Below are 24,950 nucleotides of genomic sequence, written 5' to 3'. Positions count from 1 at the left end.
ATGACACGACTTTTGGTTGAAGTGATGTTGTTTGTTTGGTAACTAAAGACGAAAGACGAAAGTTTTAAGCGTAAACTGAAAATTGAAAACCGCAACCGTAAACTACACAACTTCTGTTCCTGAAAAATGAGCTTCAAGTTCTTTTAATGTAGTGGCATTTGTTGCTAAATCTTTCACTACTTCACCTTTTTCAAGTACAACAATGCGCTCGCAAACATCGGTAACGTGCATTAAATCGTGACTAGAAACTAACACTGTAACACCTTTTTTTTCAGCCAAATCTTTAATAATACTTTTTAAACGAATTTGCGTAGTTGGGTCTAAATTTGCAAACGGTTCATCTAAAATAATAACTTCTGGGTTTCCTATTAATGCAGCTACAATACCTACTTTCTTTTGGTTTCCTTTACTTAAATCGCGTAAATATTTTTTTTGATTTAGTATTTCACCATGAAAAAAATCTGCAAATTGTGCCACTAAAGCATCTACATCGGCTTTGTTTTGATTGCGTAATTCGCCAATAAAATAGAAGTATTCTTCAGCCGTTAAATAACCTATTAAAAAGCTTTCATCTATAAAAGCAGCTGTGAACGGTTTCCAATCTTCACTTTCGTGAACAAGAATATCATTGCTTTTTATATAACCTGTTGTTGGTTGAATTAAATCTAGTAGCAAGCTAAAAAACGTGGTTTTACCTGCGCCATTATTACCTACTAAACCAAAACTTTGTCCTTTAGGAATTTCTAAAGAAGCGATGTTTAATACTAAATTGCTGTTATATTTTTTTGATAAGTTTGATGTTGCTATCATGATAAATTTTGTTAGTTATTTTGATTGAAAGCATCAATCATTTTATATTTTGATTGTAAATATTTTGCTGTAATACCTTTCATGAATTTTTGATGAAATACAATACCTACCACACCCAATAAGGCTAATATTAAACACGAAATTTCAAAACCAATTAAGAAGTAAAAGAGTGCAAAAATACCCATAGGTATTAGTAATAATGGAATACCAATAAGCCACTGTACTGCGCCAGTACCTTGGTAGTTAAAGGCTGCTTTCTGGCTTAAATCTATCTTCTTTCTGTTAAACGAACCACCATACAAAATAACATGAGTATTAACGCCAATATTATAAATAGCGGCTGCAAAATGTGCTAAAAGAATTTTCCATCCAAAAAACACATATGGAATACCTAAAACAAACAAGATTGCAACACTTAGCGCCATTAACGTAAATTTTGATTGCAGATATTGTTCGTATTTAATGTTTTGGCTCATTAGCAGTTTATAATAACCACTATCCCAAGCTGGAATAAATTGTCCAAAATTGATTAGAAAAATACCTGTTGAAAAAATACCGATAAATGCAAAAAACCATGGCATACCTTGATACACAGGTTGCGGATAGAAAAACAACCCATACAACAAGCCCATAACCAGCATCCAAACTGATGATTTTGTGCGTTTATTGCGCCAAATAAGTTTTAAATCGAGTTGCATAAATGGTGCAATGGCTCCAAAGTTTTTTGTCCAATCTAGGTTGGATGTTTTTATTTCGGCTACTTTTTCTTTTAAACCACTATCTAAAAACAGTTTTTTTCTTAATAATTTGAAATTAAAAAGATAAAGCCCTATTAAAATTAAAACAGGAACTACTATTAAAACTGGCATATTATAAATAGCTTCAAAACCAGAAGAAACAATGTTTGAAAACGAAATAATTTCAAAATGGTTAAGTGCAAACAACCCACCTGTGACACTTAAAATTGGTAAAAAAGACAACTCTATTTCGCTTGAAAAACTTTCAATAATAAAGTTTAAAAAATGAATGATTAACACAACTAATACAAGTGCTAGCATCCAAATTAAAACAGACGCTATTGGGTAACCTTTTACCATAAGCGTTATTCCAAAAGGAACAAAAGCAAAAAGTGGTAAAAAGTTAAAAAATGACGTGGTAGATTTGCCTAAAACAAAGTTTACAATGCGTCGTCGTTTAATTGGTAGTGTTAACAATGGTTTTACAACCATAACGGGTAGTTTTTGGAAGAAAAACCTAAAAACCAAATCGGCAATTACCCAATAAAATAAAAAACTGTTTACTATTTTTAAAGGATCTTGCTCTGGATACATTTTTTTAAGTGCGGGATACAAAATAAGTCCCATTCCTAAAAACATAGCTATAAAATATAATGCTAAAAACCCCATTAATATTTTTATAGCAATGCCTTTACCAAAACTAGCCGACCTAAAAAACGATTTCCATTCTAAACTTAAAAACTGTTTAATCATTTTTTAAATTAATTATATTTTTGAGCAATTTCGCTTACTTCCATACCCCAAGCTTGACCAAATCCCATTGCTTTTTGGGTTAAACTTAATTGTTTTTTTGCTAATTTTTTACCTAAATCTGTATGGTAAAAAGCGGTTAACTCTTTTATTTCATTTTGAGTAAACTCTGCCATGTAAAGTACAGCCATTTTATCGTATAAAGCATCTAATGTTGCTAGAGCTTCTTTTGTATAGTCTGCTTTTTTTTCTTCAGAAACTTTAAAACCTATTTGCGCAATGGCATCGTCAAAAGCAGCTCCTGCTCCAGTTAACTTTATGAATTCGATAGTTTCTGTTTTAAATACTGTGTTTTCTTCTTGGGCTTTTACAGTTAAAACTGTTAAAAATATACCTATTAGTAAGATTTTTTTCATTCTATGTTTAAATTGATTAGTTATTATATTTTAGTTGTTTGTAACCTTTTTTATAAAAATGTTACAGTTTATATGTGTTTATAATCTGGATTTTTATTATTCAAAACGAAACTTAGGGTTTACTAAAGCTCTCATGTTTTTAATATAACTTTCTAATTCTGCCAATTTATTCACTGTTTCTTTTGTTCCTTGTTCAGTAAGCTTGTAATATTTACGTAGCCTATTGCCAATTTTTATAACCTCAACTTCTAAAAACCCATCGGCTTCCAATTTATGCAACGAAGGATACAAAGCACCTTCGGTTATTTTAAGATCTCCTTTTGTAAGTTCTTTTACTTTTTGAGTAATTTCATAGCCATACATTTTATCATTTTCATTTAAAAGCTTTAAAATGATGGTTGTTATACTACCTTTATATAAATTGGAATTGCTCATATAAGTTCAAATATATACATAATATTCTTATGCATAAATATTTTATGTAATTATTTTTTAAGTAATTGTATTAAAAAATCTAATGGCTTCATTATTTTTGTTAAAAATTTTCACATGTCATCATTCCACAAACTTTCAATTAAAAATATAAAAAAAGAAGCCAATAAAGCTATAAGCATTGCTTTTAATGTGCCTTCAAACTTAAAAGATGTTTTTACTTTTAAATCTGGGCAGTACATAACCTTAAAAGCAACGGTAAACGGCAACGAGGTACGACGCGATTATTCTATATGCGCATCGCCAAAAAGTGGTGAACTTCAAGTTGCTGTAAAAGAAGTTAAAGATGGTACGTTTTCAGCATATGCAAACAACGAATTAAAAGTTGGCGATTCTATAGATGTTGCACCTCCAAAAGGGCGTTTTATTTTTGAACCAAACGATTCTAAAACAAAAAATATAGCAGCTTTTGCAGCAGGAAGTGGTATTACACCAATTTTAAGTATTATAAAATGTGCTTTAGAAGAAGAAGTTTACAGCAAAGTTATTTTGGTTTACGGAAACAAATCGACTGACGATACCATGTTTTTAAATGAACTTTTAGAGCTTCAACATGCCTATAAAGATCGTTTTTCTATTCAATTTGTTTTTAGCCAACAAGATAAAGACGATTCTATTTTTGGAAGGATTGAAAAAAGCACCGTTAATTATGTGATGCTAAATAAGCATAAACATATTGACGTAGATGCTTTTTATTTATGCGGACCAGAAGCCATGATTCATACCGTAAAAGACGTGTTAACCGGTAATGGTATAGATGCAAACCGTATTCACTTTGAGCTTTTTAAAGCTGCAAAACCCACAGATATTGAAGAACCTAAAGCTGCATCGGGTAAAACTACCGCAACAATAACGGTTGATGATGAAACAACTACTATTGAAATGTCGCAAAAGCAAACCATTTTAGAAGCGGCTTTAGATGAAGATATTGATGCACCATATTCATGTCAAGGTGGTATTTGTAGTAGCTGTTTAGCGCGTTTAAAAGAAGGTGAAGTTACCATGCGCCAAAACAATATTTTAACCGAAAAAGAAGTAGCTTCGGGTTTAATACTTACTTGCCAAGCGCATCCTACTACAGATACTATTGTGGTAGATTTTGATGATGTTTAGAACGCTTTACTTTTAGATTATTGCTCGAACTTTCGCTATAACCGTTTCAGGTGAAATACTACTGGAAGCTTCTTTATAGTTTTCTGGGTATTTATTACCGTAAACAGACGTTGGTATTTTTGGAAATTTGTTTCTATCTGAAAGTAGTGCGTAATCTTTTGGTTGATTAAACGGCGCAAACCCAGAAAATGGATGTGTTACGCCCCAAATTGTAACAACTTTTACACCTAACATGGCGGCTAAATGAGCATTACCAGAATCCATAGAAAGCATTACATCTAAATTTGAAATTACATCTAATTCTTCTTCAAGTTGCAATTTACCTGCAACATTTATAATGTTTTCTGAAGTTGCAGCAAATGTATTTAATGTTTCTATTTCTTTTTTACCACCTCCAAACAAAACGACTTTATAATCTGTTGAAAGGGTTTCAATAACGGTTTTCATCAAATCTAAAGGATACATTTTACCTTCATGAGCAGCAAAAGGTGCAATTCCTATAAGTTTTTTTGAATTATTTCCTAAAAGTGCTTTTATGTTTTCATTTAAAATAGCTTTTTCAGGAAATGTAGGATTTGATAAGTTTAATTTAAATCCTAAAGCCTCAAAAACATCAGCATACCGTTGGTGTGTTGTTTTTAATTGCTGAAAAATTTCACCCAAAATTAATGCTTTCTTTTCGGCACGACCTTTATCAATTTGAATTGTTTTAATCCCGAATAAAAACGTTTTTAAAATATTAGTTCGTAGCACATTATGTAAATCTGCAACGGCATCAATTCCTAATTTTTTTAATCCTTTTGAAAGTTTATATAGCCCAAAAATGCCTTTATGTTTTCCATTAACCTCGGCAGGAAACACTGTAACATTTGGTAAATTTCTAAAAAAAGGTGAAAAAAATGCTCTTGTTAAAACGGTAATTTTAACATCGGGAAACTGTTGTGTAAAGGCTCTTAAAATAGGCACTGTCATAGCCACATCACCCATAGCTGACAGACGAATAACTAAGATGTGTTTTGGTGGCTTAGACATATAATGAAGCAATTTCTGTTTGCACAGAAATTTTATTTTTGCCCTCTTAAAACAGGGTTTAGCTCATCATCATTATACATTTTCATTTGCTTGTACACTTTCATGTATTTATCGCCATTTTCAATATCGCTAAGAAGTGTATCAATAGCGGTACTTAAATCTACTCGCTGTTCTAATAAAATATCTAACTTTTTTTGGCAAGCAGCACGGTGCGCATCAGTAGCATCAACACGTGTTGCTTCCTCATTCATATGATAGATTTTCAATGCTAAAATAGACAATCTATCTACACCCCAAGCAGGACTTTCAGTATTGATTGTTGCGTTTGGTTTGGCAGTTACATGCTTGTATTTTTCTAAAAAATAGCTGTCAATATATTCCACCATATCCGTTCTATCTTGGTTTGAAGCATCAATTTGACGTTTTAAAGTTAAAGCTGCAACCGGATCAATTTGCGGATCGCGAATAATATCTTCATAATGCCATTGCACCGTATCAATCCAACATTTTCTGTATAATAAATGCTCTAATAAATCACTTTCAGAATATGGATTTTCAAATGCTTGATCTACAGTATTTATAACGTGGTATTTTGCTATAACGTCTTGGAATATTTTGTTGGCTTTACTTGTAAACATGGTGTATAAATTTAAAGAGGTACAAAACTACAAAAATTAAACATAATTAATAAGCTTTCTATTTTAGTAACTATACACTTTCTAATTTTAAATTTGAATAGGATAACTTTAAAAATAGTAACTTTATATTTCTAAATGAAAGACCAAAACGTATGCATATTCATAACTTATCAGAAAAAAACTCAATTTTAAACACCTTTATTTCTGAAATTAGAAGTGTCTCAATTCAAAAGGATCGTATGCGTTTTAGAAGAAATATAGAACGTATTGGTGAGGTTTTAGGTTATGAATTGAGTAAAGCTTTAAATTACAAATTGGTTTCGGTTGAAACACCTTTAGGAACTTCCTCAATAAATTTAACCGATAATACTATTGTTTTATGCTCTATTTTAAGAGCAGGCGTGCCTTTACACAACGGATTACTGAATTATTTTGATACTGCTGATAACGCTTTTATTTCAGCATATAGGCATCACAAAAAAAATCCTGAAAGTTTTGAAATTATTGTTGAATATTTAGCATGCCCAAACTTAGAAGGTAAAACGCTTATTTTGGCAGATCCAATGCTGGCAACAGGTCAATCTATGGTTGCAACTTTTGAAGCTTTAAAACCTTTTGGAACACCTAAAGAAATCCATTTAGTAAGTGTAATTGGCGCTAAAGAAGGCGTAAGTTTTGTTGAAAATCATTTTGACAAAACAACCCATTTATGGATTGCTACTATTGATGAAAAACTAAACGAAAAAGGTTATATTATTCCAGGATTAGGTGATGCTGGCGATTTGGCTTTTGGTGAAAAACTACAGCATTAACAACACAAATGGCATAATAAACAAAATAGCAACAAACACTTCTCTAAACCATTTATCTTCTATAGTTTGAATGTAATTGGTAATAATAATTGCTAGTGGCGCAAATAAAAATAAAAACTCACTACCATTTTTATCGGGCGCAAATAATACCACAACAAAAGCAATTATGGCAGTAATTATCACAATTTTAAAAGATGCTCTTAAATCCTTTTTTTGCTTTTTTATGTTTTGTAAATAAAATATAGACGACCAAATACCAAAAGAAATTAGCATGGTAATAGCAACTATATAATTTGTAGAATTATACACACTAAAATCATAACTAATACCTCTGGATGAATTGAATATTTCAAAATAATCATTATACATAATTATTGAAACACCTACTGCTATACTAAATACTGTAGCTACACCTATGGATGGAATAATCCAATGTCTTAAACTATTATCGGCATAAAAAAACAAGCTAAAAATAATAACTATAAAAAATAATATCGCCCAAAAATAAAATAACGATGCAAAAGCTATCCATAAAGCAGCATCAAAAAGTTTACTTTTTATGTTTTTTTGTGAACGTAAACTTATTATCCTTCTAATGCCTAACAAAACAAAAAAATTAGAAATAAGGATATTTGTATGGTTTGTAGTTTGTACTAAGGTTAAAAAAAACAAGCTAAAAAGCAGAATTTCGTAGCTGTTACTTTTGGTTAAATTATTTTTAGTAACAATAAAATTGAATACCAAAATAGTAATAGCGCAAATAAAAAAAGCAGATAATTGGTTAAAAACAAAAACAGGCGTAATAGTTTCATTTATTATGTTTGTCCTAGCTGTTACAAAAGCTAATAGGGTAATAAAAAAAACAATAATTAAATTTATTATTTTAGATTTATTAAAAATGCTTGTTATCATTAACTGTTTTTGTATTTTTGCTTCGTAAATATACTAACTAAAACTGGTTAGAAACCAATAATTATATTGCTATGAAAGATTTCTTTTACGCTATACAAGATTTATTTGTTAACTTTTTGTTCAAACCTATGGATGCTTTAAAAGCATTAGAGCTTGAAAACTGGTTTGCTGCAAATACTATTTCTTGGATTTTTGTTATCATCGGGTTTGCTGCTATGGTTTATTGGATGAAACAACTTAAAATATTTAATGATAACAACGAAGAAGATAAAAGCATTTCTTCGCATTCGTTTTTATAAATCGAATCCAATATCTTTACGATAATACATCTTATCAAAATGTAGTTTTTCTATGCTTTGGTAAGATTTTTTTATGGCTTCTTGGTACGTATTTCCATAAGACGTTATTGCCATAACACGACCACCAGAAGTTACTATTTTTCCTTCTTTCAATTGTGCGCCTGCATGAAACGGAATAGAATCTGAAATAGCGTTAACTCCTGTAATTTCTTTTCCTTTTTCGTAATCTTCAGGGTAACCACCAGATACTAGCATAATGGTTGTCGCAGCACGCTCGTCAATTTCAATATTTATTTTATCTAAAGTGCCATTACCCATCGCTTGAAGAATTTCAACAAAATCATTCTTAAGTCTTGGTAAAACAACTTCCGTTTCTGGATCGCCCATGCGTACATTGTATTCAATAACTTTTGGGTCGTTTCCAACTTTTATTAAACCAATAAATACAAAACCCACATAAGGTAAGTTGTCTTTTTTAAAGCCGTTTATGGTAGGTTTTACAATACGTTCTTCAATTTTATTTAGAAATTCATCGGTTGCAAATGGTACTGGAGAAACTGCTCCCATACCACCTGTATTTAAACCAGTATCGCCTTCGCCAATACGTTTGTAATCTTTCGCTGTTGGTAAAATTTTGTAATTTTTCCCGTCGGTTAGTACAAAACAACTTAATTCAATACCATCCAAAAATTCTTCAATAACTACTTTTGAGCTTGCATTGCCGAATTTTGAATCGACTAACATACTTTTTAATTCAGCTTTAGCTTCATTTAAATCATTTAAAATAACAACACCTTTGCCTGCTGCTAGTCCATCTGCCTTTAAAACGTACGGCGGATTTAATGTTTCTAAAAAAGCAAATCCTTTTTCAACAGTATCTTTTGTAAAACTTTCATAAGCTGCCGTTGGAATGTTGTGTCTGTATAAAAACTCTTTTGCAAACTCTTTACTACCTTCTAAGGTTGCAGCTTCCTTTTGTGGACCAATTACTTTTACATGCTTTATAGCTTCATCATTTAAAAAATAATCGTGAACACCTTCAACTAATGGATCTTCAGGACCAACTACAACCATTTCAATGTTTTCGTTTAAAACTAAGCTTTTAATAGCCTCAAAATCGGTTACACCAATATTAACATTAGTAGCTATAGTTGCAGTTCCTGAGTTTCCTGGTGCTACAAACAACTTTTTACACAACGGACTTTGAGCAATTTTCCAAGCAAAAGTATGTTCTCTTCCGCCAGAACCTAGAATTAAAATATTCATTGAATTGTTTTTAAATGAAGTACAAAAATAAAATTAATGCTGCTAAATTCACGACTATTTTTTATTTACTTTACCAAAAAATTATACTTTATCTTGAATTTGTTCAATCTTTCTTTAAAACTTAATGGCTTTCCTATTGAAAAAGCTAAAACTCTTTTGGGTTCTATTCAAAAGAAAAATGAAAACGAACTTATAAGTTATATTGAAACTAAAAAACAAGACATTGTTGCATTTCATTTAAAACACAATCCGTTTTATAAAACCTTTGCAAAAGATGCGAATCTAAAAGATTGGAACACCTTTCCGGTGATGACCAAACGCCACTTGCAACAACCTTTAAGTGAGCGACTTTCAGAGGGTTTTACAGAAAAAAAAGTGTATGTTAATAAAACCTCTGGTTCATCTGGCGAACCATTTATTTTTGCGAAAGATAAATTTTGTCATGCAATTACTTGGGCAAGTTTTATTGATAGATATAGTTGGTTTAATTTGGATTTTAACACCTCGAAACAAGCGCGTTTTTACGGTATTCCTTTAAACAAAACAGGCTATTACAAAGAACGTTTTAAAGATTTTTTAAGTAACCGTTATCGGTTTTCAGTGTTCGATTTAAGTGATGCGCAACTTGAAAAAAACCTTAGCACGTTTAAAAACAACCATTTTGATTATATTAATGGTTATACAAGTTCTATTGTTCAATTTGCAAAATTTTTGAAGCGGAAAAACACCATTTTAAAAACTATTTGTCCCAGATTAAAAGCTTGTATTGTGACATCGGAAATGCTTTTTAAAGAAGATAGAACGCTTTTAGAAACACAATTTGGTATTCCAGTAATTAATGAATATGGTGCTGCAGAATTGGGCTTGATTGCCTTTCAAAACACCAAAAATGACTGGATTTTAAACACCGAAGATTTGTATGTTGAAATTTTAGATGAAAACAACATGGTTTTACCCTACGGTGAAGAAGGTAGAGTTGTAATTACATCACTTTACAACAAAGCACATCCGTTTATCCGATACGATTTGGGCGATATTGGAAAACTTTCAAAAGAAAGTACACCACAAAAACCAATTCTTGAAAGCTTAATTGGCAGAACAAACGATGTTGTTAGTTTACCAAGCGGCAAAAAAGCAGCAGGTTTAACCTTTTACTATGTAACCAAAACCGTTATTGAAAAAGATGGAAACGTAAAAGAATTTATTATTGAACAGCAAAAACTAGATACCTTTAAAATAAGCTACACAAGTGCTTCTGAGCTATCTGAAGAAAAACTAATCAATATTAAAAATGCTATTGCTAAATATTTTGAACCAAACTTAACGGTTCATTTTGAAAGAAAAACTTCATTAGACCGTTCTAATAGAGGGAAATTAAAACAATTTAAATCGTATTTGTAGAAATAACTTGTTTTGATTTTACAAAAAAGTGTTCGTATAAAAACACCAACATGTAGCATACAGCTTTTAAAGTTGAAAACCCCAACCCCTTTCTATAAACCAAGTAATTATACTTTAAAAGATTAATTTTGTTTGAAGACATCGAATCTTTTCGAACCCGATAATACGCCAACGATTCTTGAATGCCTTTAGCTGGTTTTCCGGACTTTTTTATTGCAGCCAACCAAAGCAACCAGTCTTGTCGTTTCTGTAAATTAGGTGCTTTTATTTTGCCTAAAACTTCAACATTATACATTCCTGTTAAGTTACCAATGTAATTGCTTTTTAAATGTTTTTGATAGCTTAGTTTTGGCAACGCTTTTATTAATTTGTTAAGCGGTTTACCAGTTTCATCAATTTGCTCATAACTACTGAAACATACATGGCAATTTTCAGCTTGCATAAATGCTATTTGGGTTTCAAGTTTTTTTGGTTTCCAAATATCATCGGCATCTAAAAAAGCAATGTATTTTCCATTCGACGCTTCAATACCTTTGTTTCTAGAAATGGCTGCGCCTAAATTGATGCTGTTTTTAAGAAGTTTTATATTTGGAAATTTTAAAAGAATTTGATTTGCTATTTCAATAGTATTATCGGTTGAACCATCGTCAATTAAAAGTAATTCCCAATTTTTATACGTTTGATTTATAATACTGTTTACGGTTTCTGAAATATATGCTTCAGAATTAAACATGGGAGTTATAATTGAAACTAACGGTTTCATTGAATATTAGTATGCTTTTTCTTCGCCTTTTAAAGCATTTATGAATGTTTGGATGATGATTTTTATATCTAACAATAACGACCAGTTTTCAATATAAAAAATGTCGTATTTTACTCGGTTGATGATGTCTTTGTCGGTTTCAACTTCACCTCTAAAACCACTGGTTTGTGCTAAACCTGTTATGCCTGGTTTTACAAAATGACGAACCATAAATTTATCTATTCTTTGAGCATACATATTTGTATGACTAACCATGTGTGGTCTTGGACCAACAACCGACATATCGCCAAATAAAACGTTGAAAAATTGAGGTAACTCATCAATACTTGTTTTTCTTATAAATGAACCAATTTTAGTAATCCGTTGGTCTCCTTTTGTTGCTTGGTGCAAGTGAGCATTTTTATTTGGAGTCATTGACCTATATTTATAACAATCAAACTCTTGATAGTTAAACCCGTTTCTAGATTGTTTGAAAAATACAGGACCTTTTGATTCAAGTTTAATTAAAACTGCTAGAATAGGTGTTAACCACGATAGAATAAAAATAATTATAAATGATGCAAATACAATATCAAACAGTCGTTTAATGAGCTTATTTGCCGATTCTTGCATTGGTATCGTTCTAATTGATAAAACAGGAATATAGTCGTAATATTCGTATTTTAATTTTTTAGAGAAAATATCTTTATTGTCAGGGATAAACTTAAGTACTCTTAAATTATTATCTGCAAAATCTATAATTCTGTTTATTTGTTTATTTGATAACTCTGCTACAGAAAAATATATTTCATCAATATCATTGTCAATTACATAACTAAAGAACTTTTCTAAAGAAAAGTCTTTGTCATTTATACTAAAATGAGCTTTAAACTTATATCCAAAATCTAATCTTTTATTAAATGTGTTTATTAATTGACGTGTTTTTTCATTATTACCAATTACTACAACATTTCTAGTATTACCACTTAAAACAGCTCTATATTTTTTTAATAAAAAGGTTGTTAAAAATTTAAAAGCACTTATAACTAAAAAAATAAATATTAAATAATTACCTAATGCCAACCTACTAATATTTGGTTGCTTAAAAAACCCGATATATGCATATAGAACGATAGCAAAAAAAACAATTTGCCTAAATAATAGTGGAATGATTTGAATTATTCGAGTATTTCTATGAACTTCATAAAAATAATTTTTTACGGTAATCACAATCCATGTGAAGGATATGTATAAACAAAAAGCTATCCTGTTATTTAAATTAATTTCAAACAAAAAAATAGCCATATTAATAATGACCAAATCAATAAATCTAAATAATGGTTTAATAAAACCCGAATATCTTCCTTGTTTATAGTTCAATTAACTAAATTTTATATTTCTTAATGTTCAATGCACCAAATTGCGAGTGTTTAAAAAACACTCTCTAAGAATGGTTAAGTTTTTTTAATATTTACCAATATGTAATTGGATTAAAAAGTTCATCACTAATTTATGTTTCAAAACCAAAAGTATTAAATATATATAAACATATATTATTCAAACCTCGAAATCTATTATACGTTATGTTATTGAAAACATCTTGCTTAACACTCTATCCTCTAATATTAAATATATTCCTATAAAGAGGTTTTAAGTTTATAATTTGATACTATTAAGATGAGTGATTGTTTGCTTTTACTTTATAAAATTTAACAATTCTATAATTCTACTCATAATTTCTAAATTTGAAAATACAAAATGTATGTAAGTTTATCTGTTATTAAAATTTAATTCTATTTCTTTTTTTGAAAAATCAATATTAAAAAGCAAAAAATACATAAATAAGAAAAAATAAACACCTCTTTGTCTATTAAATACAGATTCAGTAAAAAATAAAATTGAAAAAATCATAAAAACAGCAATTATAAATGGGCTTTTGTTTTTTATGGCAAATTTAAAACCAATATATAAGCTATAAACTAATATTATAAAACCAAAAACACCAACCTCGGCTAATGTTTGATTGTATTGACTATGAAAATTAAATTCAGTACCATAGCCTTCTGGCACGTTATATTTTATACATTTTTCATTAATTTTTTCCTGTGTAGCACCTAAACCAAATCCGGAGAATAAAATAGGTTCTTCGTTTTCAAACTCGTATAAAAATCTAGTATAAAGCAATCTTAACTCTGAACCATTAAAATAATAATTCTTTTTATAATTTTGTCCTGTTACTATTTCAGAAAATCTAGGAAATAACTCAGTATAAAATTTAGGATTAAACTTTAAAAAAACTAATAGTATGCTAACAATTAATGTAAAAAATAGGGTTATTTTTAAAACTGAAATAGATTTCCATTTTAATAAAAAATAAAAAAACACAATTACCAAAGTAGTAATCAATATTGATTTTGAACTTAGTAATAATAGAAAAACAACTAATAATGCTATTAAAAATTTATTCAATAAATTCTTTTTTTCATTAAATAACATATAAAAAAAAGCTGCAACAGAAAACAAAGACACGTAAATTCTATTTAAATCCAATGGACTTACAAGTTCATGCTGAGTTAAATTTACTAAGCTTCCTGTTTTTATAAAATGCAGTAAGCCTATCGTTATGAAAATAATAGCAAAACCTCCCATTACAAAAGAGAAATAACGAAAAATACGTTTTATTTCATCTAAGCTGAATTTTGGTATAAATAGAAATAAAATTGGTATTATCAAAAAAGCGGATTTTCTTATAATTCCAACCAATGTTAAATCTTTATTAATAGACCAGAAATATGAAACGACCATTAAAAAATAAAAGCAAATAAACGCAATAGATGCCTTATTGTAATTTGGTTTTATTTTATTATTAAAACAATAATAGATGGTGTATAGAATTAACAATAAATACGCCAAATTAGACACAAAAAGAGGTAATGGTAGTGCGCAAATTATAATAATTATTAATAAAGAAAAATAGTATTTATCTAGTAATGGTCTTATAATTAGTTTCACTAAAAAATGAATTTAAAATCAATTTCAAATATAATTATATTTATAATCTATATTTGTTACTTATTTAAACTTTATTTGGTAAACATTAAAACCCTGAATGGGACTGATAAAAAAAACAAAAATGTATAATCTTTGCATAGTTATTCCTTGTTACAATGAAGCTGGTTACTTTTTACACTCCAACTACATTTCTTTTCTCAAAAAAAACAACGACACTTTAATTTGTTTTGTAAACGATGGATCTTCGGACAGCACTAGTGATTGTATTTCATCCTTAAAAGATCGTTTCCCAGATAATGTAGAAATAGTATCGCATAGCGCTAATCAAGGTAAAGCCGCTGCTGTTAAAACAGGTATGGATTACTGCAATACAAATTTTAATTTTAAGAATATTGCTTATTTAGATGCAGATTTATCAGTTTCTTTAGAAGAATGTTATAATTTAATGTCTTATTTAGATAAGGATATTGATTTTGTGTTCGGGTCTAGAGTTTTAAGGATTGGTGCAAATATTGAACGTAAAAAATCGCGTCATTACATTGGGAGAATCATTTCTACACTCATTTCAATTATACTATCATTAAAGGTATATGATACACAATGCGGATGTAAAATATTTAAAGAAAATCTGTCTAAGGAAATTTTTAAAAAACCTTTTATCTCAAAATGGCTATTTGATGTTGAGATATTTTTTAGAATATTGAAAATATATGGGAAAGAATTGGCTCTAACAAAAATGTTGGAAATACCTTTAAAACAATGGATTGATAGAGGCGATTCAAAGGTAAAGATCACCTATTTTTTTAAGCTATGGATAGATTTATTAAGAATAAAAAAAGAATATTCAGATAGTACATCCACTAATTTAAAAAACAAAAAAACGTTTTTAAACTTAAAACCCAATTGGCTGTGTATTTCTGCAATATTATTATGTCTCTTAATTTTTCAAATTTGTTATGGTCTTGAAATTATAATACCTACCAATATTAACTGGTTGCTATCTGCTTACCATGATTGGGGGCAGCATTATTTAGGCTGGACCTATTTTAGAAGTGCACCTTGGGGTTTTCCTTTAGGTGATATGTATAATTACTATTACCCATTAGGAACTAATGTTGGTTTTACAGATTCTATACCTCTTTTAGCTTTAATATTAAAACCATTCTCTGAACTTTTTCCTGAAGATTTTCAATATTTAGGTGCGTTTATGTTTTCTGCATTTATTTTAAGTGCTATATATACTTTGAAAATTTTACGCCTTTATAAAGTAAACCCAATCATATCATTAGGAGCCACAGTATTTGTAATTGCAAGTCCGCTACTTTTATATAGAGGTATGCACCCTGCTTTAACAGCACATTGGTTAATACTAGCTTCATTTTATTATTATCTATCTCCTAATAGCAAACTAAACCCTATTAAAGCTAATTGGCGACAAGTACTTATTTTTGTATTAAGTGCTGGCATTCACCCTTATTTAGCCGCCATGGTTTTTGGTTTTTCAATAACATTACCCCTTAAAAATTATTTTTTTGATAAATCGCTTTCGCTTAAAAAGGCGTGTTTTTTTCCAGTAATATCACTAGTATTTGGACTTATTTTATGGTATGTATTGGGAATGATTAGTTTTGGAAATGATACAGGAATTTCGAATGTAGGTAATTATGGTGAAAGCTCCTTTAACTTAAATAGCTTTTTTAACCCCCATGAATATACTTCGCAATTTCTATCTGGCTTACCTATTATGTCAGATAATCAAATGGAAGGCTTTAGCTATTTAGGCCTAGGCCTAATAATTATTGCAATTATTGCATTGCTATATTTGTTGTTTTTGGTTGTTCGAAAGAAAATTTTAAAAACGCACCTTTATACTTTACCATTAATTATTCTAACTGTGTTGTTATTACTGTTCGCAATAAGTCATGTTGTAACTTTAGGACAAGCGGTTTTATTTGAAGTACCAATTCCTGATTTTGTTAAAAATTTAGGTAGTATATTTAGGGCTCATGCTCGTTTTTGTTGGCCTTTTTATTACCTATTTGTAATTTTTTCAATAATACTTTTTTCTAAGTTGCCTATTAATAACATTTTAAAAACATCAATTTTTGTAGGTTTATTGGCTTTCCAAATTTATGATATTAAAAATTCCTTAACTTCAAGAGATTTGGCATATGGTAGTTTTGATACTAAACTTGAAGACGATAAAAAATGGATACAAATTTTTAGTAAGTTTGATGAAATAATAACTTATCCACCTTTTGAAAATTCAATGGCATACACCTCTGATTATCAAGATTTAATGTATTTAGCTAATAAAGCTAAAAAACCTATTTCTGTAGGTTATGTTGCTAGAATGAAACCTACACATATTTACACTGATTCTTTGGAAAGAGCTATAGTAAAAGGAGGTGCTAAGCCAAACAAAAAAACACTTTTTATTACGACACCTAAATATATAGATATTTTTAAAGTACCCATTTCTCAAAATAAATTTTCTATAAAAAAATTAGATGATTTTCTTTTTATTTATCCTAAGGAATATAATATTGAATCATACTTTAAAGATTCTGAAATCAATAAAAAATTTGTAGATTCTATCTATTCAACTTTAATGAGTGACATTCAAAAGGGTTCTGGTAATTATTTAAAAATTGATAATGTAGCTTTAGAAAACAAAAATCCTGTTAGAATAGGTTTGGACGAGTTAACTGTTGTTGATAATTTACTAAAAATTAGGGGTTGGGCATTTGACGAAACAGTTGATTTGAATGTAAATGATTCCGTTTTTATAACTTTAACCAATAAAACAACTTCTTATTTATTTAATACCAAGTTAATTTCTAGACCAGATGTTACGGTTTATTTTAAAAAGAAAAATATTGATTCTTGCGGATTTAATGCATCTATTTTTGGTGATAAACTAGCCAATGATATCTATGATATAGGAATTACAATTAAGAATAAAAAGATAAAAGCATACGGAAAAACAGAAAGCCATATACAAATAAAGTCAAATTAGATGCTATAAATGTCTCAAAACGTTATTTTAAAGATATTAAATCTTCAAATAATTGTAAATATTGACTGTTTATTTTTTGTTTGTTAAACTCTTTGTCAATTTTTTCAAAATTAGCCTCTAATTTTTGTATGTTTTCTTTTTTAGTAATGCTATTTAATAGGTTTGAAACATCATTTTTATTAGAAAAATAAAACCCGTTGTTTTCTAAAATTGCTTCGTTAAATATATTTTTATTTGCTATAATTAAAGCTTTGGATGCCATAGCTTCTAATAATGATGGGTTTGTACCACCAACGGAATGTCCATGAAAATATAGATTTGAAAAAAAACGTAAATTGTTTAAATGATTTTGATTATATACACCTCCTAAAAAAACAATATTAGTATAGTTTTTATACTTTGTAATAAGTCTTTTTCCGAAGCTATTAGCGTCATTTTTTCCTATTACCAAAAATTTCTGTTTATTATTACTTTCAACCACGCCATCTAATATTACCTCAATATTATTTTCTGGTTCCATTCTGGCTATAAGTAAATTGTAATTGTATTTTTCAAGATTATAAGCATCCAGAACATTAAAATCGTCTTGATCAAAAAGTGATGCTCCATATGCTATATAGGTAGATTTTTTTTTGTATTTTTCTTTTAAATAATTTTGAATTCCAATAGAATCTGCTACTAAATAGTCGCTATTCATTGCCGCTAATCTTTCGGCTATTTTTAAAAATTCTTGTACCTTTTTAGAGTATTTGCTGCGTTTCCATTCCAAGCCATCCATATTTGTAACTAAAATGGCTGTTTTGGGCATTAATTTATACCAAATGGAGCTACTAGTATAACCTAACTGAAGAATGATGTCAAATTTTCGTTTCCTAGCATCTAGAATACAATTTAAATCATATACAAACTGTCCTGCTGTACCTATTCGATATTCTGGATCATATTTGTGTACTATATGCACACCTTTCCATAGTGCTTCTTGATATGGATGGTTATGTGAATTATAAACATATACTTCATGTTCTTTTTGTGCCAAATATTCCGATAAAAATTCAGCAAATTGTTCAAAACCTCCATGGTAATTGGGAACGCCTCTTACTCCTATAATTCCTATTTTCATTAACTTTTTTTACTACTTAATTTTGCATTCGTCCCTAAATATAAAAAGACTCCTAAAACAATTGCTGTTACTTCTTCTACATTATATAAGCCTGAAATTATTAATGATGAAAACAAAAGATACAAAGCAGTAGATGCTATTAAATTAGAAAATACTTGACTCTGTATATTATTTTGTTTTGAGTAAGACTTAAAATATAAGGCAAACAAAAATACTAAATATAATAGCAATCCTACTATACCTGTTTTATATAGTATAAAAACATATCCATTATGTAAAATAGGTATAAATTGCACACCACCTTCACTACTAAGTGGCGCATTAAATTTCAAATCTACTAAAGAACCAAAACCATATCCATTAATATATTTTGTTGGTTGTTTATTTAAGCCTTCAAATGCACAATAAGCTTCATAAGCTCTCCAATGATCCCATAATGCTGCATGGTTTTTTAAATCTAATTTTGGTGAAAATATTTCAGAAGGTGCTATCTTCATTTTATATAAAAAAGATTCTAAACCATTTCCTTTTCTATCAAATTCTTTACTAAATAAATAAGTATAAAAACCCCCAAAAAGAATTAAAATAATTACGCCATATTTTAATCCTTTCTTATTAATTTTTAAATAGTTGAGTGCTCCTAAAATTAAAAAGAATATAGCAACAAACATGGTTCTTGAAAAGTAGAATAAAAATGAAACTAGCAATAAAGCTAAATAGAAATTTTTAGCTTTATTGCTTTTAATTATATTAAATAATGGGTATTTGTAAGACAGGAACAACAAGGCTATTGCAAAAATTTCTAAAATATTTGAAAGTCCACATGTAGCTCTTATACCTGCAGCAGAAGCCGTTTTAAAATTTACATTAACAATAACATTAACGATGTGATAAATGGCATAAGCTACCCCTAAATAAATAACTATTTTAAAAATGGTTTTCCAATTATTTATTTTTCTGGCAGCAAAATAGCCAACTAATATTAAAATAAGTGGTTTGCTAAAGTAGAGCAAATCTCTTATAAAATTGTAAGTGGTAGGATTGCTAAAAAAAGCAGACACAATACCCAATAAAATAATTAGAATTAATATAGAAAGTAACTCAAAATCTTTTTTTAAAATCCTGCATTTATTTATGAGCATTAATAAAAAAGCTGTCCCTATTAAAAGTAATGAGTTTGTCTCAATTGATGGTATTTCCCTTTGTATTAAAAGTGATAATATTAATAATAATGGTGTTATTTTAATGCTTAAAAGATTCAAATTGAGTGGTAAAAAGTTTTAAAACTATTGGTATATTTTAAAAGTGAAAACTCCAATTTAGATCGGGTATATCCTTGATTGCCATATAAGGTAATTAATTCTGGATTTAAAATTAATTTCTCAATTGCATTCTTCAAAGCTATTTTATTGCTCGGTTCAAACAACAAACCAGTGTTATTATGTAAAACAATTTCCTTCAATCCACCATGATTTGCCGCTATAACAGGCTTTTTAGATAACATCGCTTCAACAGCAACTAGCCCAAAAGGTTCTGGATCTGTAGTTGGTACAATAACAATATCGATACAGTCATAATATTTCCATAAATCTTTCTGAAAATCAATTACAGTTACATGCTCTTTAATACCTTTTTCTAAAATTGCCTTTTCTAACTCTATCAATAGATGTTCTTGTTTTTTTATAGTAGAACCAATAAAGAGTAATTTGATATTTTTAATGTTATTACCTAGTAGTAATTCTTCAAAAGCATTTAAAAGCAAATGCTGCCCTTTATGTTTATTAATACGTCCAATAAGACCTATTATTAATGTTGATGGCTCTAATTCGTTAAAAAACGACTTCCTTAATGCATTCTGCTCTGCTTCTGTGATGAAAGATAAATTTCTATCAAGACCGTTATAAATTATTTGTGATTTTTTTTTAAGTTTTGGATGGTATTCACATAAATGATTAAAAGAAGCTTGCGAATTAAAAACAACAAAACTTGAAAAATAATTAACCAAATACGGATATGCTTTAGAAACTATTTTAGGGTGCTTAATAATTTCATGTACATGCCATACGTGTTTAATTTTATATTTATGGCTGTAAAGAGCACCTAAAAATACTGCTAAAGTATTGGAATGTACAATATCAATTTTTCTATTACCAAGTGTTTTTTTTAATGCCGTAACTGCTGAATACATTAAAAAAGGGAGTTTTATAATTTGTAAACTAGTAAAAAGTTGCCTAGAAACTTTTATAACGGGGCTAATTATAACCTCAATGTTTATTTTATTTAACTCCTCTGTTAAAGGACCTTCCTCGGGTAAAACGACTATAGGGTTAAAATCGTTTTTTATAGCATCTACAAGATATAATAAGGTTTTATCTGAACCATATAAATCTGCGGATTGATGTATAAAAAGAATGTTTTTCATTTATTATAGCTGTTTAAGTATTTTGGCAGGAACACCGCCAATTACTACATTATCTGGAAAGATTCCTTTTACTACTGCTCCGGCGGCTACTACCGAGTTATTACCAATTTTACAACCATCTAAAAATGTAACTTTAGCACCTACCCAAATATTATCTCCTAATACGATACCATCAGACGTAACACCTTGTTCTCTTATTGGTTTGGTAACATCACTATAATTATGATTTTCTGAATGAAAACTAATATAAGAACCCATAATTACATCGTTCCCAATTTCTATTCCTCCTGATGCTCCAAATTCTGTAAACCTGCCTATTCCACTATTATTACCTATTTTTAAACCAATGCCATATTTAGACATGTGACTTGTTGAAGACACACTAGAATATGCTCCTATTTTCACATTATTTCCAAAACAGATTTTTTGTGAAGCAAAAGCATCAATAAAACAATGTTCTTCAATGGTAACATTATTTCCAAAATGTATGTTTTTTTTATTCAAAAAAATGGTGTTTTTCCCAACAAAAACCCTTTTTCCTAATTTTAAAAAACCACGAACCAACATAATTAGCCTATATCTTAAAGAGTATATTAAAAGCTTGTTGGGAATTCTTTCGTCCAAAGAATAATTCTTCCCGTTTTTTTTAAGCATTTTTTGATATTTCTTTTTGAACATTACCATATTAAATTTACTAACACCTAAGATATTCTATTTTAAAAAAGAGGAAATATAATATTTAATTAACGAGAAATAAAAATCAAAATACGCTATAGGTGTAAATGTTTTTGCTGTGTTTATTTTAGCTTTCCTTACTTCCCTAAAAACCAAAAATACGTTGTTATTACTTACGCCACCATCTTCCATTTCAGCCGTAAAACAATCTATAAAAATTGTTTTTAATTTTGATTTTGCTCTTAATAGCATTTCATAGTCTCCTGCTATTTTATAAATTTCATTGTACATTCCATATTTTTCAAAATAATTTGAATTGTGAAAAGATCCTACATGTGCAATTTTCATATACCTTTTAAAGTTTTTCCAAATCCATTTATCAGAAACAATATATTTTATTTTGCCTTTATTCACTAACCTTACTTTTGAGTGTACAAAATCTGCTTCTGGATTATTTAAAAGTTCAGTAGCATACATTGAAAAAGCGTTATCAAGATAAATATCATCTGACCCTAAAAATGCTATCCAATTTCCTGTTGCTAATTTTAATCCTTTATTCCATGCATTATAAATTCCTGTATCTTTTTCACTTATCCATTTGAATGAAATGTTTCGTTCCTTAAAAATTACTTCATATTTTTTAATGATATTTATGGTATTATCGTTTGATTTTCCATCAACAATAATATATTCATAATTAGAATAATTTTGACTCAGAACAGATTTTATTGTCTTTTCTAAAGTCTTTTCGCTATTGTAGGTTGCTGTAATTATGCTAAGTAATGGATTCATTTAATTTTTTGTTAAACTTATCATGTGATTAATAATTTCTCTTCCTGTATTTTCCCAGTTAGATTCTAAAACCGCTTTATGATAAGCATTCAAAGCCATTTTATTATAGGATTCCTTGTTATTTACTATACTTAAAATTTTTTCTTCATACATTTTAGGTGTTGCATTAATATCTAATGCAATACCTGTTTTCCCATTTTCTATAACATTTGATATGCCTCCTACATTGGTGCTTATGGAGGGTATGCCTAATGAACTAGCTTCTGCAAAAACAATTCCTAAACATTCTTGCTTTGAAGGAACAAACAAGAAGTCTGCTTTTAAATATAATTTAATAAGTTTGTTTTTACCTGCCTCATCATTTTTGTTAATAAATCCATGATTAGTACAAAAATCAGGAATTTTATTTATTGGTAATTCCTTTATTCCTACAATGTCTAAACTAACATTATACCCCAATTTAATTAAGCTTTTTGCAGTTTGATACACTATTTCGCCTCCTTTTCGTTCCCAATCAACCCCAACAAATAATAAGTTAATGCTTTTTTCCAACAATTTGTTTTTTAAATTGTCAATTATAAACTTTTCTGTAACAGCATAATCTAAGTTAGCACCAAAAGGCACTACTTTTATTTTCTTTTTTAAAACTTTATAATGCTCAATTGCATTATTAGCCGCCCAATTTGATGCGTAAATAATTCCAGTTGCTTTATTGTGGGCTAATTGTTCATGATACTCACCTTCTACAAGGGTTTTTTTACTTAAATTTTTTATTGGAAAATAGAAATCTAACATACTATGAAATGTAGCGTCTAAGTAAAAAAATATTGGCACATTCGTTTCTAAATAAACTATTGGTAATGAGCTAGTTGTTATAATAAAATCTACATCATTAGGCATTCTTTCTTGAATTTGTAATGCCAATGATTTCAATATAATCTTGCTCCTATTTTGATGATAATCTTGTTTAAAAATTTTGCCAATTACTTTTCTGAAAAAAATTAAAATTGATTTTTTTATCTTCAATTTATCAATAACAATAACTTCAATATCTTGTTGCGAAATTGATTTTTTTATGTAATAGTTTAGGCCAGACCATTTTGTTAAATCATCAGAATCTTCAATACAGATATACGCTATTTTAATTTTTTTTTTCATTTTTTGTGCGCTTTTAATAAAAGGAATAGGCTTTTAATTTATTTTCTTTATCGTTTTAAGAGCTTGAATAGGCATAAAAATAGCCAACCCTAACAAACTTAAACATGTAGCTAAAATTACACCGCTACTTCCTAGTCCGTAATATTTTACAAATAATATAGATAATGGAATATTTATTATTGCTCCAAAAAGATATAACCACATTTGAAGTTTAATTTTACCGATGCCATTTAAAAATGTCATGTATATGTCACCATACACTCTAATTAAAATAAATGCAATCATAAATATTATTAGTGCCTGTGGTAATATGTAGTCTTTACCAATCCAAATTTTTATTATCCAATGAATATTGATACCTACCAAGATTAATGCAACAAATAATACTATAAACAATATATTCAAATTGAATAATGTTTTTTTTATCCAAATTATTTCTCGTGTTTTGTAAGCATCTGTAAATAAAGTCCATAATGGTGTAAAAATCAATGAACTTAAAATTAAAAAGGGTTGAAATATTTTATATACTATACTGTAAACAGTAGTAGATTCAGGATTTACAAAATATGTTATAATAATATTGTCTGTAGATAAAATTATAATTAAAGATAATTGAATTACAAAAAAATTAATTCCTAAACCCATTATTTCACCCATTCTTTCTCTTCTAAAAAACTTAAGTTTAGGTTTTAGGTGTTTGTTTTTATAAAAAAAAAGTGCGGTAAATATAAGTCCTATTGCAATATTAGTTATGCCATAAATCAAGCTGACTAAAACTAATGACTTTTTTATTAAATAAGGTAATAAAATAATTCCTAAAAAAATAAGTGCTTGATATATGGCTAAAGCTGTTTCGTTTTTATATGATTTTTGAATAGCCATATATAAACTCTTGTAGATATTGATACTAACACTTAAAACTACTAAAAAAAGATTAATGAGTATTATTAATTTCATTTTACTTTCTTCAATTTCAATATTAAATAATTGATTCATTTTAAAAAAGAAAATAAAACATGCTCCAACGGCAAGTATAAACAAACTCATAAAAAAAATAGCTAAATATGCTGTTGATATATAGATGTTTGCTAAGTTATAATCTTTTATAGTAAGTGCTTCTGTTAACTTGTTTTTTAACCCTAAAGAAATGCCTATATCCATAAAATATATGGTTACAAACAACCCATAAATGGTTACCCAAACGCCATAATATTCGTCTCCTAAATAAAGTAGTAAAAAGGGAACGGTTAAATACATTAATATCATATTCAATGCTCTCCATACCAAACTATGAAGTACATTTGACTTAAGTATTTTGTCTTTGGTCATTAA

General features: G+C 28.6%; 23 protein-coding genes. 5 read left to right on the top strand and 18 right to left on the bottom strand.

What is annotated here, in order from left to right; translation table 11 throughout:
* Nucleotides 1-102: 102 nt before the first annotated feature.
* The 4 genes from ACFQ1R_RS10720 to ACFQ1R_RS10705 form a co-directional block, all read right to left on the bottom strand.
* The gene (locus ACFQ1R_RS10720; protein ID WP_379926167.1) at nucleotides 103-810 is read right to left on the bottom strand and encodes an ABC transporter ATP-binding protein; all 708 of its coding nucleotides are present in this window, start codon (nucleotides 808-810) and stop codon (nucleotides 103-105) included.
* Between the two features lie 11 nt (nucleotides 811-821).
* Nucleotides 822-2,300, bottom strand: coding sequence for a DUF5687 family protein (locus ACFQ1R_RS10715; protein ID WP_379926166.1), 1,479 nt, complete (start codon nucleotides 2,298-2,300; stop codon nucleotides 822-824).
* An 8-nt stretch (nucleotides 2,301-2,308) separates the two neighbouring features.
* Nucleotides 2,309-2,713 (bottom strand): DUF2059 domain-containing protein, encoded by a 405-nt coding sequence (locus ACFQ1R_RS10710; protein ID WP_379926165.1) that lies wholly within the window; start codon nucleotides 2,711-2,713, stop codon nucleotides 2,309-2,311.
* A 96-nt stretch (nucleotides 2,714-2,809) separates the two neighbouring features.
* Nucleotides 2,810-3,148, bottom strand: coding sequence for a PadR family transcriptional regulator (locus ACFQ1R_RS10705; RefSeq protein ID WP_379926164.1), 339 nt, complete (start codon nucleotides 3,146-3,148; stop codon nucleotides 2,810-2,812).
* 114 nt (nucleotides 3,149-3,262) lie between these two features.
* Between ACFQ1R_RS10705 and ACFQ1R_RS10700 the strand changes: the two genes are divergently transcribed.
* Entirely contained in the window at nucleotides 3,263-4,318 is a 1,056-nt protein-coding gene (locus ACFQ1R_RS10700) for a 2Fe-2S iron-sulfur cluster-binding protein (RefSeq protein ID WP_379926163.1), read from the top strand.
* Between the two features lie 12 nt (nucleotides 4,319-4,330).
* On the opposite strand, the gene ACFQ1R_RS10695 is transcribed toward ACFQ1R_RS10700, so the two are convergent.
* The gene (locus ACFQ1R_RS10695) at nucleotides 4,331-5,350 is read right to left on the bottom strand and encodes a glycosyltransferase family 9 protein (protein WP_379926162.1); all 1,020 of its coding nucleotides are present in this window, start codon (nucleotides 5,348-5,350) and stop codon (nucleotides 4,331-4,333) included.
* A 32-nt stretch (nucleotides 5,351-5,382) separates the two neighbouring features.
* Nucleotides 5,383-5,988 carry a DUF4254 domain-containing protein gene (locus ACFQ1R_RS10690; RefSeq protein ID WP_379926161.1) on the bottom strand — a complete coding sequence of 202 codons (606 nt, stop codon included), beginning with the start codon at nucleotides 5,986-5,988 and terminating at the stop codon, nucleotides 5,383-5,385.
* 152 nt (nucleotides 5,989-6,140) lie between these two features.
* Between ACFQ1R_RS10690 and upp the strand changes: the two genes are divergently transcribed.
* Nucleotides 6,141-6,800, top strand: a complete 660-nt coding sequence (upp, locus tag ACFQ1R_RS10685; protein ID WP_379926160.1) for a uracil phosphoribosyltransferase — start codon at nucleotides 6,141-6,143, stop codon at nucleotides 6,798-6,800.
* Here upp and ACFQ1R_RS10680 read toward each other — a convergent pair.
* Nucleotides 6,789-7,712, bottom strand: coding sequence for a DUF6427 family protein (locus ACFQ1R_RS10680; protein WP_379926159.1), 924 nt, complete (start codon nucleotides 7,710-7,712; stop codon nucleotides 6,789-6,791). The two genes, upp and ACFQ1R_RS10680, sit on opposite strands and share 12 nt — an antisense overlap.
* A 71-nt stretch (nucleotides 7,713-7,783) precedes the next feature.
* Between ACFQ1R_RS10680 and ACFQ1R_RS10675 the strand changes: the two genes are divergently transcribed.
* Nucleotides 7,784-8,011 (top strand): DUF6341 family protein, encoded by a 228-nt coding sequence (locus ACFQ1R_RS10675; protein WP_379926158.1) that lies wholly within the window; start codon nucleotides 7,784-7,786, stop codon nucleotides 8,009-8,011.
* Here the strand turns inward: ACFQ1R_RS10675 and purD are convergent.
* Nucleotides 8,006-9,277 (bottom strand): phosphoribosylamine--glycine ligase, encoded by a 1,272-nt coding sequence (gene purD / locus ACFQ1R_RS10670; protein ID WP_379926157.1) that lies wholly within the window; start codon nucleotides 9,275-9,277, stop codon nucleotides 8,006-8,008. The two genes, ACFQ1R_RS10675 and purD, sit on opposite strands and share 6 nt — an antisense overlap.
* A 93-nt stretch (nucleotides 9,278-9,370) precedes the next feature.
* On the opposite strand from purD, the gene ACFQ1R_RS10665 reads away from it, so the two are divergent.
* Nucleotides 9,371-10,678, top strand: coding sequence for a phenylacetate--CoA ligase family protein (locus tag ACFQ1R_RS10665; protein ID WP_379926156.1), 1,308 nt, complete (start codon nucleotides 9,371-9,373; stop codon nucleotides 10,676-10,678).
* Here the strand turns inward: ACFQ1R_RS10665 and ACFQ1R_RS10660 are convergent.
* The 3 genes from ACFQ1R_RS10660 to ACFQ1R_RS10650 all read right to left on the bottom strand — a co-directional run bounded on the left by ACFQ1R_RS10660 (nucleotide 10,662) and on the right by ACFQ1R_RS10650 (nucleotide 14,153).
* Nucleotides 10,662-11,441 carry a glycosyltransferase family 2 protein gene (locus ACFQ1R_RS10660; RefSeq protein ID WP_379926155.1) on the bottom strand — a complete coding sequence of 260 codons (780 nt, stop codon included), beginning with the start codon at nucleotides 11,439-11,441 and terminating at the stop codon, nucleotides 10,662-10,664. The genes ACFQ1R_RS10665 and ACFQ1R_RS10660 overlap by 17 nt on opposite strands.
* Before the next feature lie 6 nt (nucleotides 11,442-11,447).
* Complete coding sequence (locus ACFQ1R_RS10655; protein WP_379926154.1) at nucleotides 11,448-12,800, bottom strand: undecaprenyl-phosphate glucose phosphotransferase; 1,353 nt, start codon at nucleotides 12,798-12,800, stop codon at nucleotides 11,448-11,450.
* A gap of 390 nt (nucleotides 12,801-13,190) precedes the next feature.
* Entirely contained in the window at nucleotides 13,191-14,153 is a 963-nt protein-coding gene (locus tag ACFQ1R_RS10650; protein ID WP_379926153.1) for an O-antigen ligase family protein, read from the bottom strand.
* Nucleotides 14,154-14,553: 400 nt separating this feature from the next.
* Here ACFQ1R_RS10650 and ACFQ1R_RS10645 point away from each other — a divergent pair, with 400 nt between their 5' ends.
* Entirely contained in the window at nucleotides 14,554-17,451 is a 2,898-nt protein-coding gene (locus ACFQ1R_RS10645; RefSeq protein WP_379926152.1) for a DUF6311 domain-containing protein, read from the top strand.
* Nucleotides 17,452-17,473: 22 nt separating this feature from the next.
* On the opposite strand, the gene ACFQ1R_RS10640 is transcribed toward ACFQ1R_RS10645, so the two are convergent.
* The 7 genes from ACFQ1R_RS10640 to ACFQ1R_RS10610 all read right to left on the bottom strand — a co-directional run bounded on the left by ACFQ1R_RS10640 (nucleotide 17,474) and on the right by ACFQ1R_RS10610 (nucleotide 24,947).
* Nucleotides 17,474-18,571, bottom strand: coding sequence for a DUF1972 domain-containing protein (locus tag ACFQ1R_RS10640; RefSeq protein ID WP_379926151.1), 1,098 nt, complete (start codon nucleotides 18,569-18,571; stop codon nucleotides 17,474-17,476).
* Nucleotides 18,571-19,632 (bottom strand): O-antigen ligase family protein, encoded by a 1,062-nt coding sequence (locus ACFQ1R_RS10635; RefSeq protein ID WP_379926150.1) that lies wholly within the window; start codon nucleotides 19,630-19,632, stop codon nucleotides 18,571-18,573. The genes ACFQ1R_RS10640 and ACFQ1R_RS10635 overlap by 1 nt, the downstream gene beginning before the upstream one ends.
* A gap of 197 nt (nucleotides 19,633-19,829) precedes the next feature.
* Nucleotides 19,830-20,993: a glycosyltransferase family 4 protein gene (locus tag ACFQ1R_RS10630; RefSeq protein WP_379926149.1), complete on the bottom strand. Its 1,164-nt coding sequence runs from the start codon at nucleotides 20,991-20,993 to the stop codon at nucleotides 19,830-19,832.
* Between the two features lie 3 nt (nucleotides 20,994-20,996).
* The gene (locus tag ACFQ1R_RS10625) at nucleotides 20,997-21,647 is read right to left on the bottom strand and encodes an acyltransferase (RefSeq protein WP_379926148.1); all 651 of its coding nucleotides are present in this window, start codon (nucleotides 21,645-21,647) and stop codon (nucleotides 20,997-20,999) included.
* A gap of 57 nt (nucleotides 21,648-21,704) precedes the next feature.
* Nucleotides 21,705-22,460 (bottom strand): glycosyltransferase family 2 protein, encoded by a 756-nt coding sequence (locus ACFQ1R_RS10620; protein ID WP_379926147.1) that lies wholly within the window; start codon nucleotides 22,458-22,460, stop codon nucleotides 21,705-21,707.
* Complete coding sequence (locus ACFQ1R_RS10615; protein ID WP_379926146.1) at nucleotides 22,461-23,618, bottom strand: glycosyltransferase family 4 protein; 1,158 nt, start codon at nucleotides 23,616-23,618, stop codon at nucleotides 22,461-22,463.
* Nucleotides 23,619-23,651: 33 nt separating this feature from the next.
* Nucleotides 23,652-24,947: a lipopolysaccharide biosynthesis protein gene (locus ACFQ1R_RS10610; protein WP_379926145.1), complete on the bottom strand. Its 1,296-nt coding sequence runs from the start codon at nucleotides 24,945-24,947 to the stop codon at nucleotides 23,652-23,654.
* Nucleotides 24,948-24,950 lie beyond the last annotated feature (3 nt).

It is taken from the genome of Mariniflexile jejuense, assembly GCF_042675665.1.
In the GTDB taxonomy this organism is placed as follows: Bacteria; Bacteroidota; Bacteroidia; order Flavobacteriales; family Flavobacteriaceae; genus Mariniflexile; species Mariniflexile jejuense.
This window is presented reverse-complemented; position numbering and strand designations above follow the sequence as displayed.

Bases quoted from the DNA above. Each gene is read 5' to 3' on its own strand.
- ACFQ1R_RS10690 (WP_379926161.1), bottom strand. From the start codon at position 5,988: ATGTTTACAAGTAAAGCCAACAAAATATTCCAAGACGTTATAGCAAAA.
- ACFQ1R_RS10705 (WP_379926164.1), bottom strand. From the start codon at position 3,148: ATGAGCAATTCCAATTTATATAAAGGTAGTATAACAACCATCATTTTA.
- ACFQ1R_RS10695 (WP_379926162.1), bottom strand. From the start codon at position 5,350: ATGTCTAAGCCACCAAAACACATCTTAGTTATTCGTCTGTCAGCTATG.
- ACFQ1R_RS10660 (WP_379926155.1), bottom strand. From the start codon at position 11,441: ATGAAACCGTTAGTTTCAATTATAACTCCCATGTTTAATTCTGAAGCA.
- ACFQ1R_RS10700 (WP_379926163.1), top strand. From the start codon at position 3,263: ATGTCATCATTCCACAAACTTTCAATTAAAAATATAAAAAAAGAAGCC.
- ACFQ1R_RS10625 (WP_379926148.1), bottom strand. From the start codon at position 21,647: ATGCTTAAAAAAAACGGGAAGAATTATTCTTTGGACGAAAGAATTCCC.
- ACFQ1R_RS10640 (WP_379926151.1), bottom strand. From the start codon at position 18,571: ATGAAAATAGGAATTATAGGAGTAAGAGGCGTTCCCAATTACCATGGA.
- ACFQ1R_RS10680 (WP_379926159.1), bottom strand. From the start codon at position 7,712: ATGATAACAAGCATTTTTAATAAATCTAAAATAATAAATTTAATTATT.
- upp (WP_379926160.1), top strand. From the start codon at position 6,141: ATGCATATTCATAACTTATCAGAAAAAAACTCAATTTTAAACACCTTT.
- purD (WP_379926157.1), bottom strand. From the start codon at position 9,277: ATGAATATTTTAATTCTAGGTTCTGGCGGAAGAGAACATACTTTTGCT.
- ACFQ1R_RS10715 (WP_379926166.1), bottom strand. From the start codon at position 2,300: ATGATTAAACAGTTTTTAAGTTTAGAATGGAAATCGTTTTTTAGGTCG.
- ACFQ1R_RS10620 (WP_379926147.1), bottom strand. From the start codon at position 22,460: ATGAATCCATTACTTAGCATAATTACAGCAACCTACAATAGCGAAAAG.
- ACFQ1R_RS10645 (WP_379926152.1), top strand. From the start codon at position 14,554: ATGTATAATCTTTGCATAGTTATTCCTTGTTACAATGAAGCTGGTTAC.
- ACFQ1R_RS10720 (WP_379926167.1), bottom strand. From the start codon at position 810: ATGATAGCAACATCAAACTTATCAAAAAAATATAACAGCAATTTAGTA.
- ACFQ1R_RS10675 (WP_379926158.1), top strand. From the start codon at position 7,784: ATGAAAGATTTCTTTTACGCTATACAAGATTTATTTGTTAACTTTTTG.
- ACFQ1R_RS10610 (WP_379926145.1), bottom strand. From the start codon at position 24,947: ATGACCAAAGACAAAATACTTAAGTCAAATGTACTTCATAGTTTGGTA.
- ACFQ1R_RS10710 (WP_379926165.1), bottom strand. From the start codon at position 2,713: ATGAAAAAAATCTTACTAATAGGTATATTTTTAACAGTTTTAACTGTA.
- ACFQ1R_RS10615 (WP_379926146.1), bottom strand. From the start codon at position 23,618: ATGAAAAAAAAAATTAAAATAGCGTATATCTGTATTGAAGATTCTGAT.
- ACFQ1R_RS10630 (WP_379926149.1), bottom strand. From the start codon at position 20,993: ATGAAAAACATTCTTTTTATACATCAATCCGCAGATTTATATGGTTCA.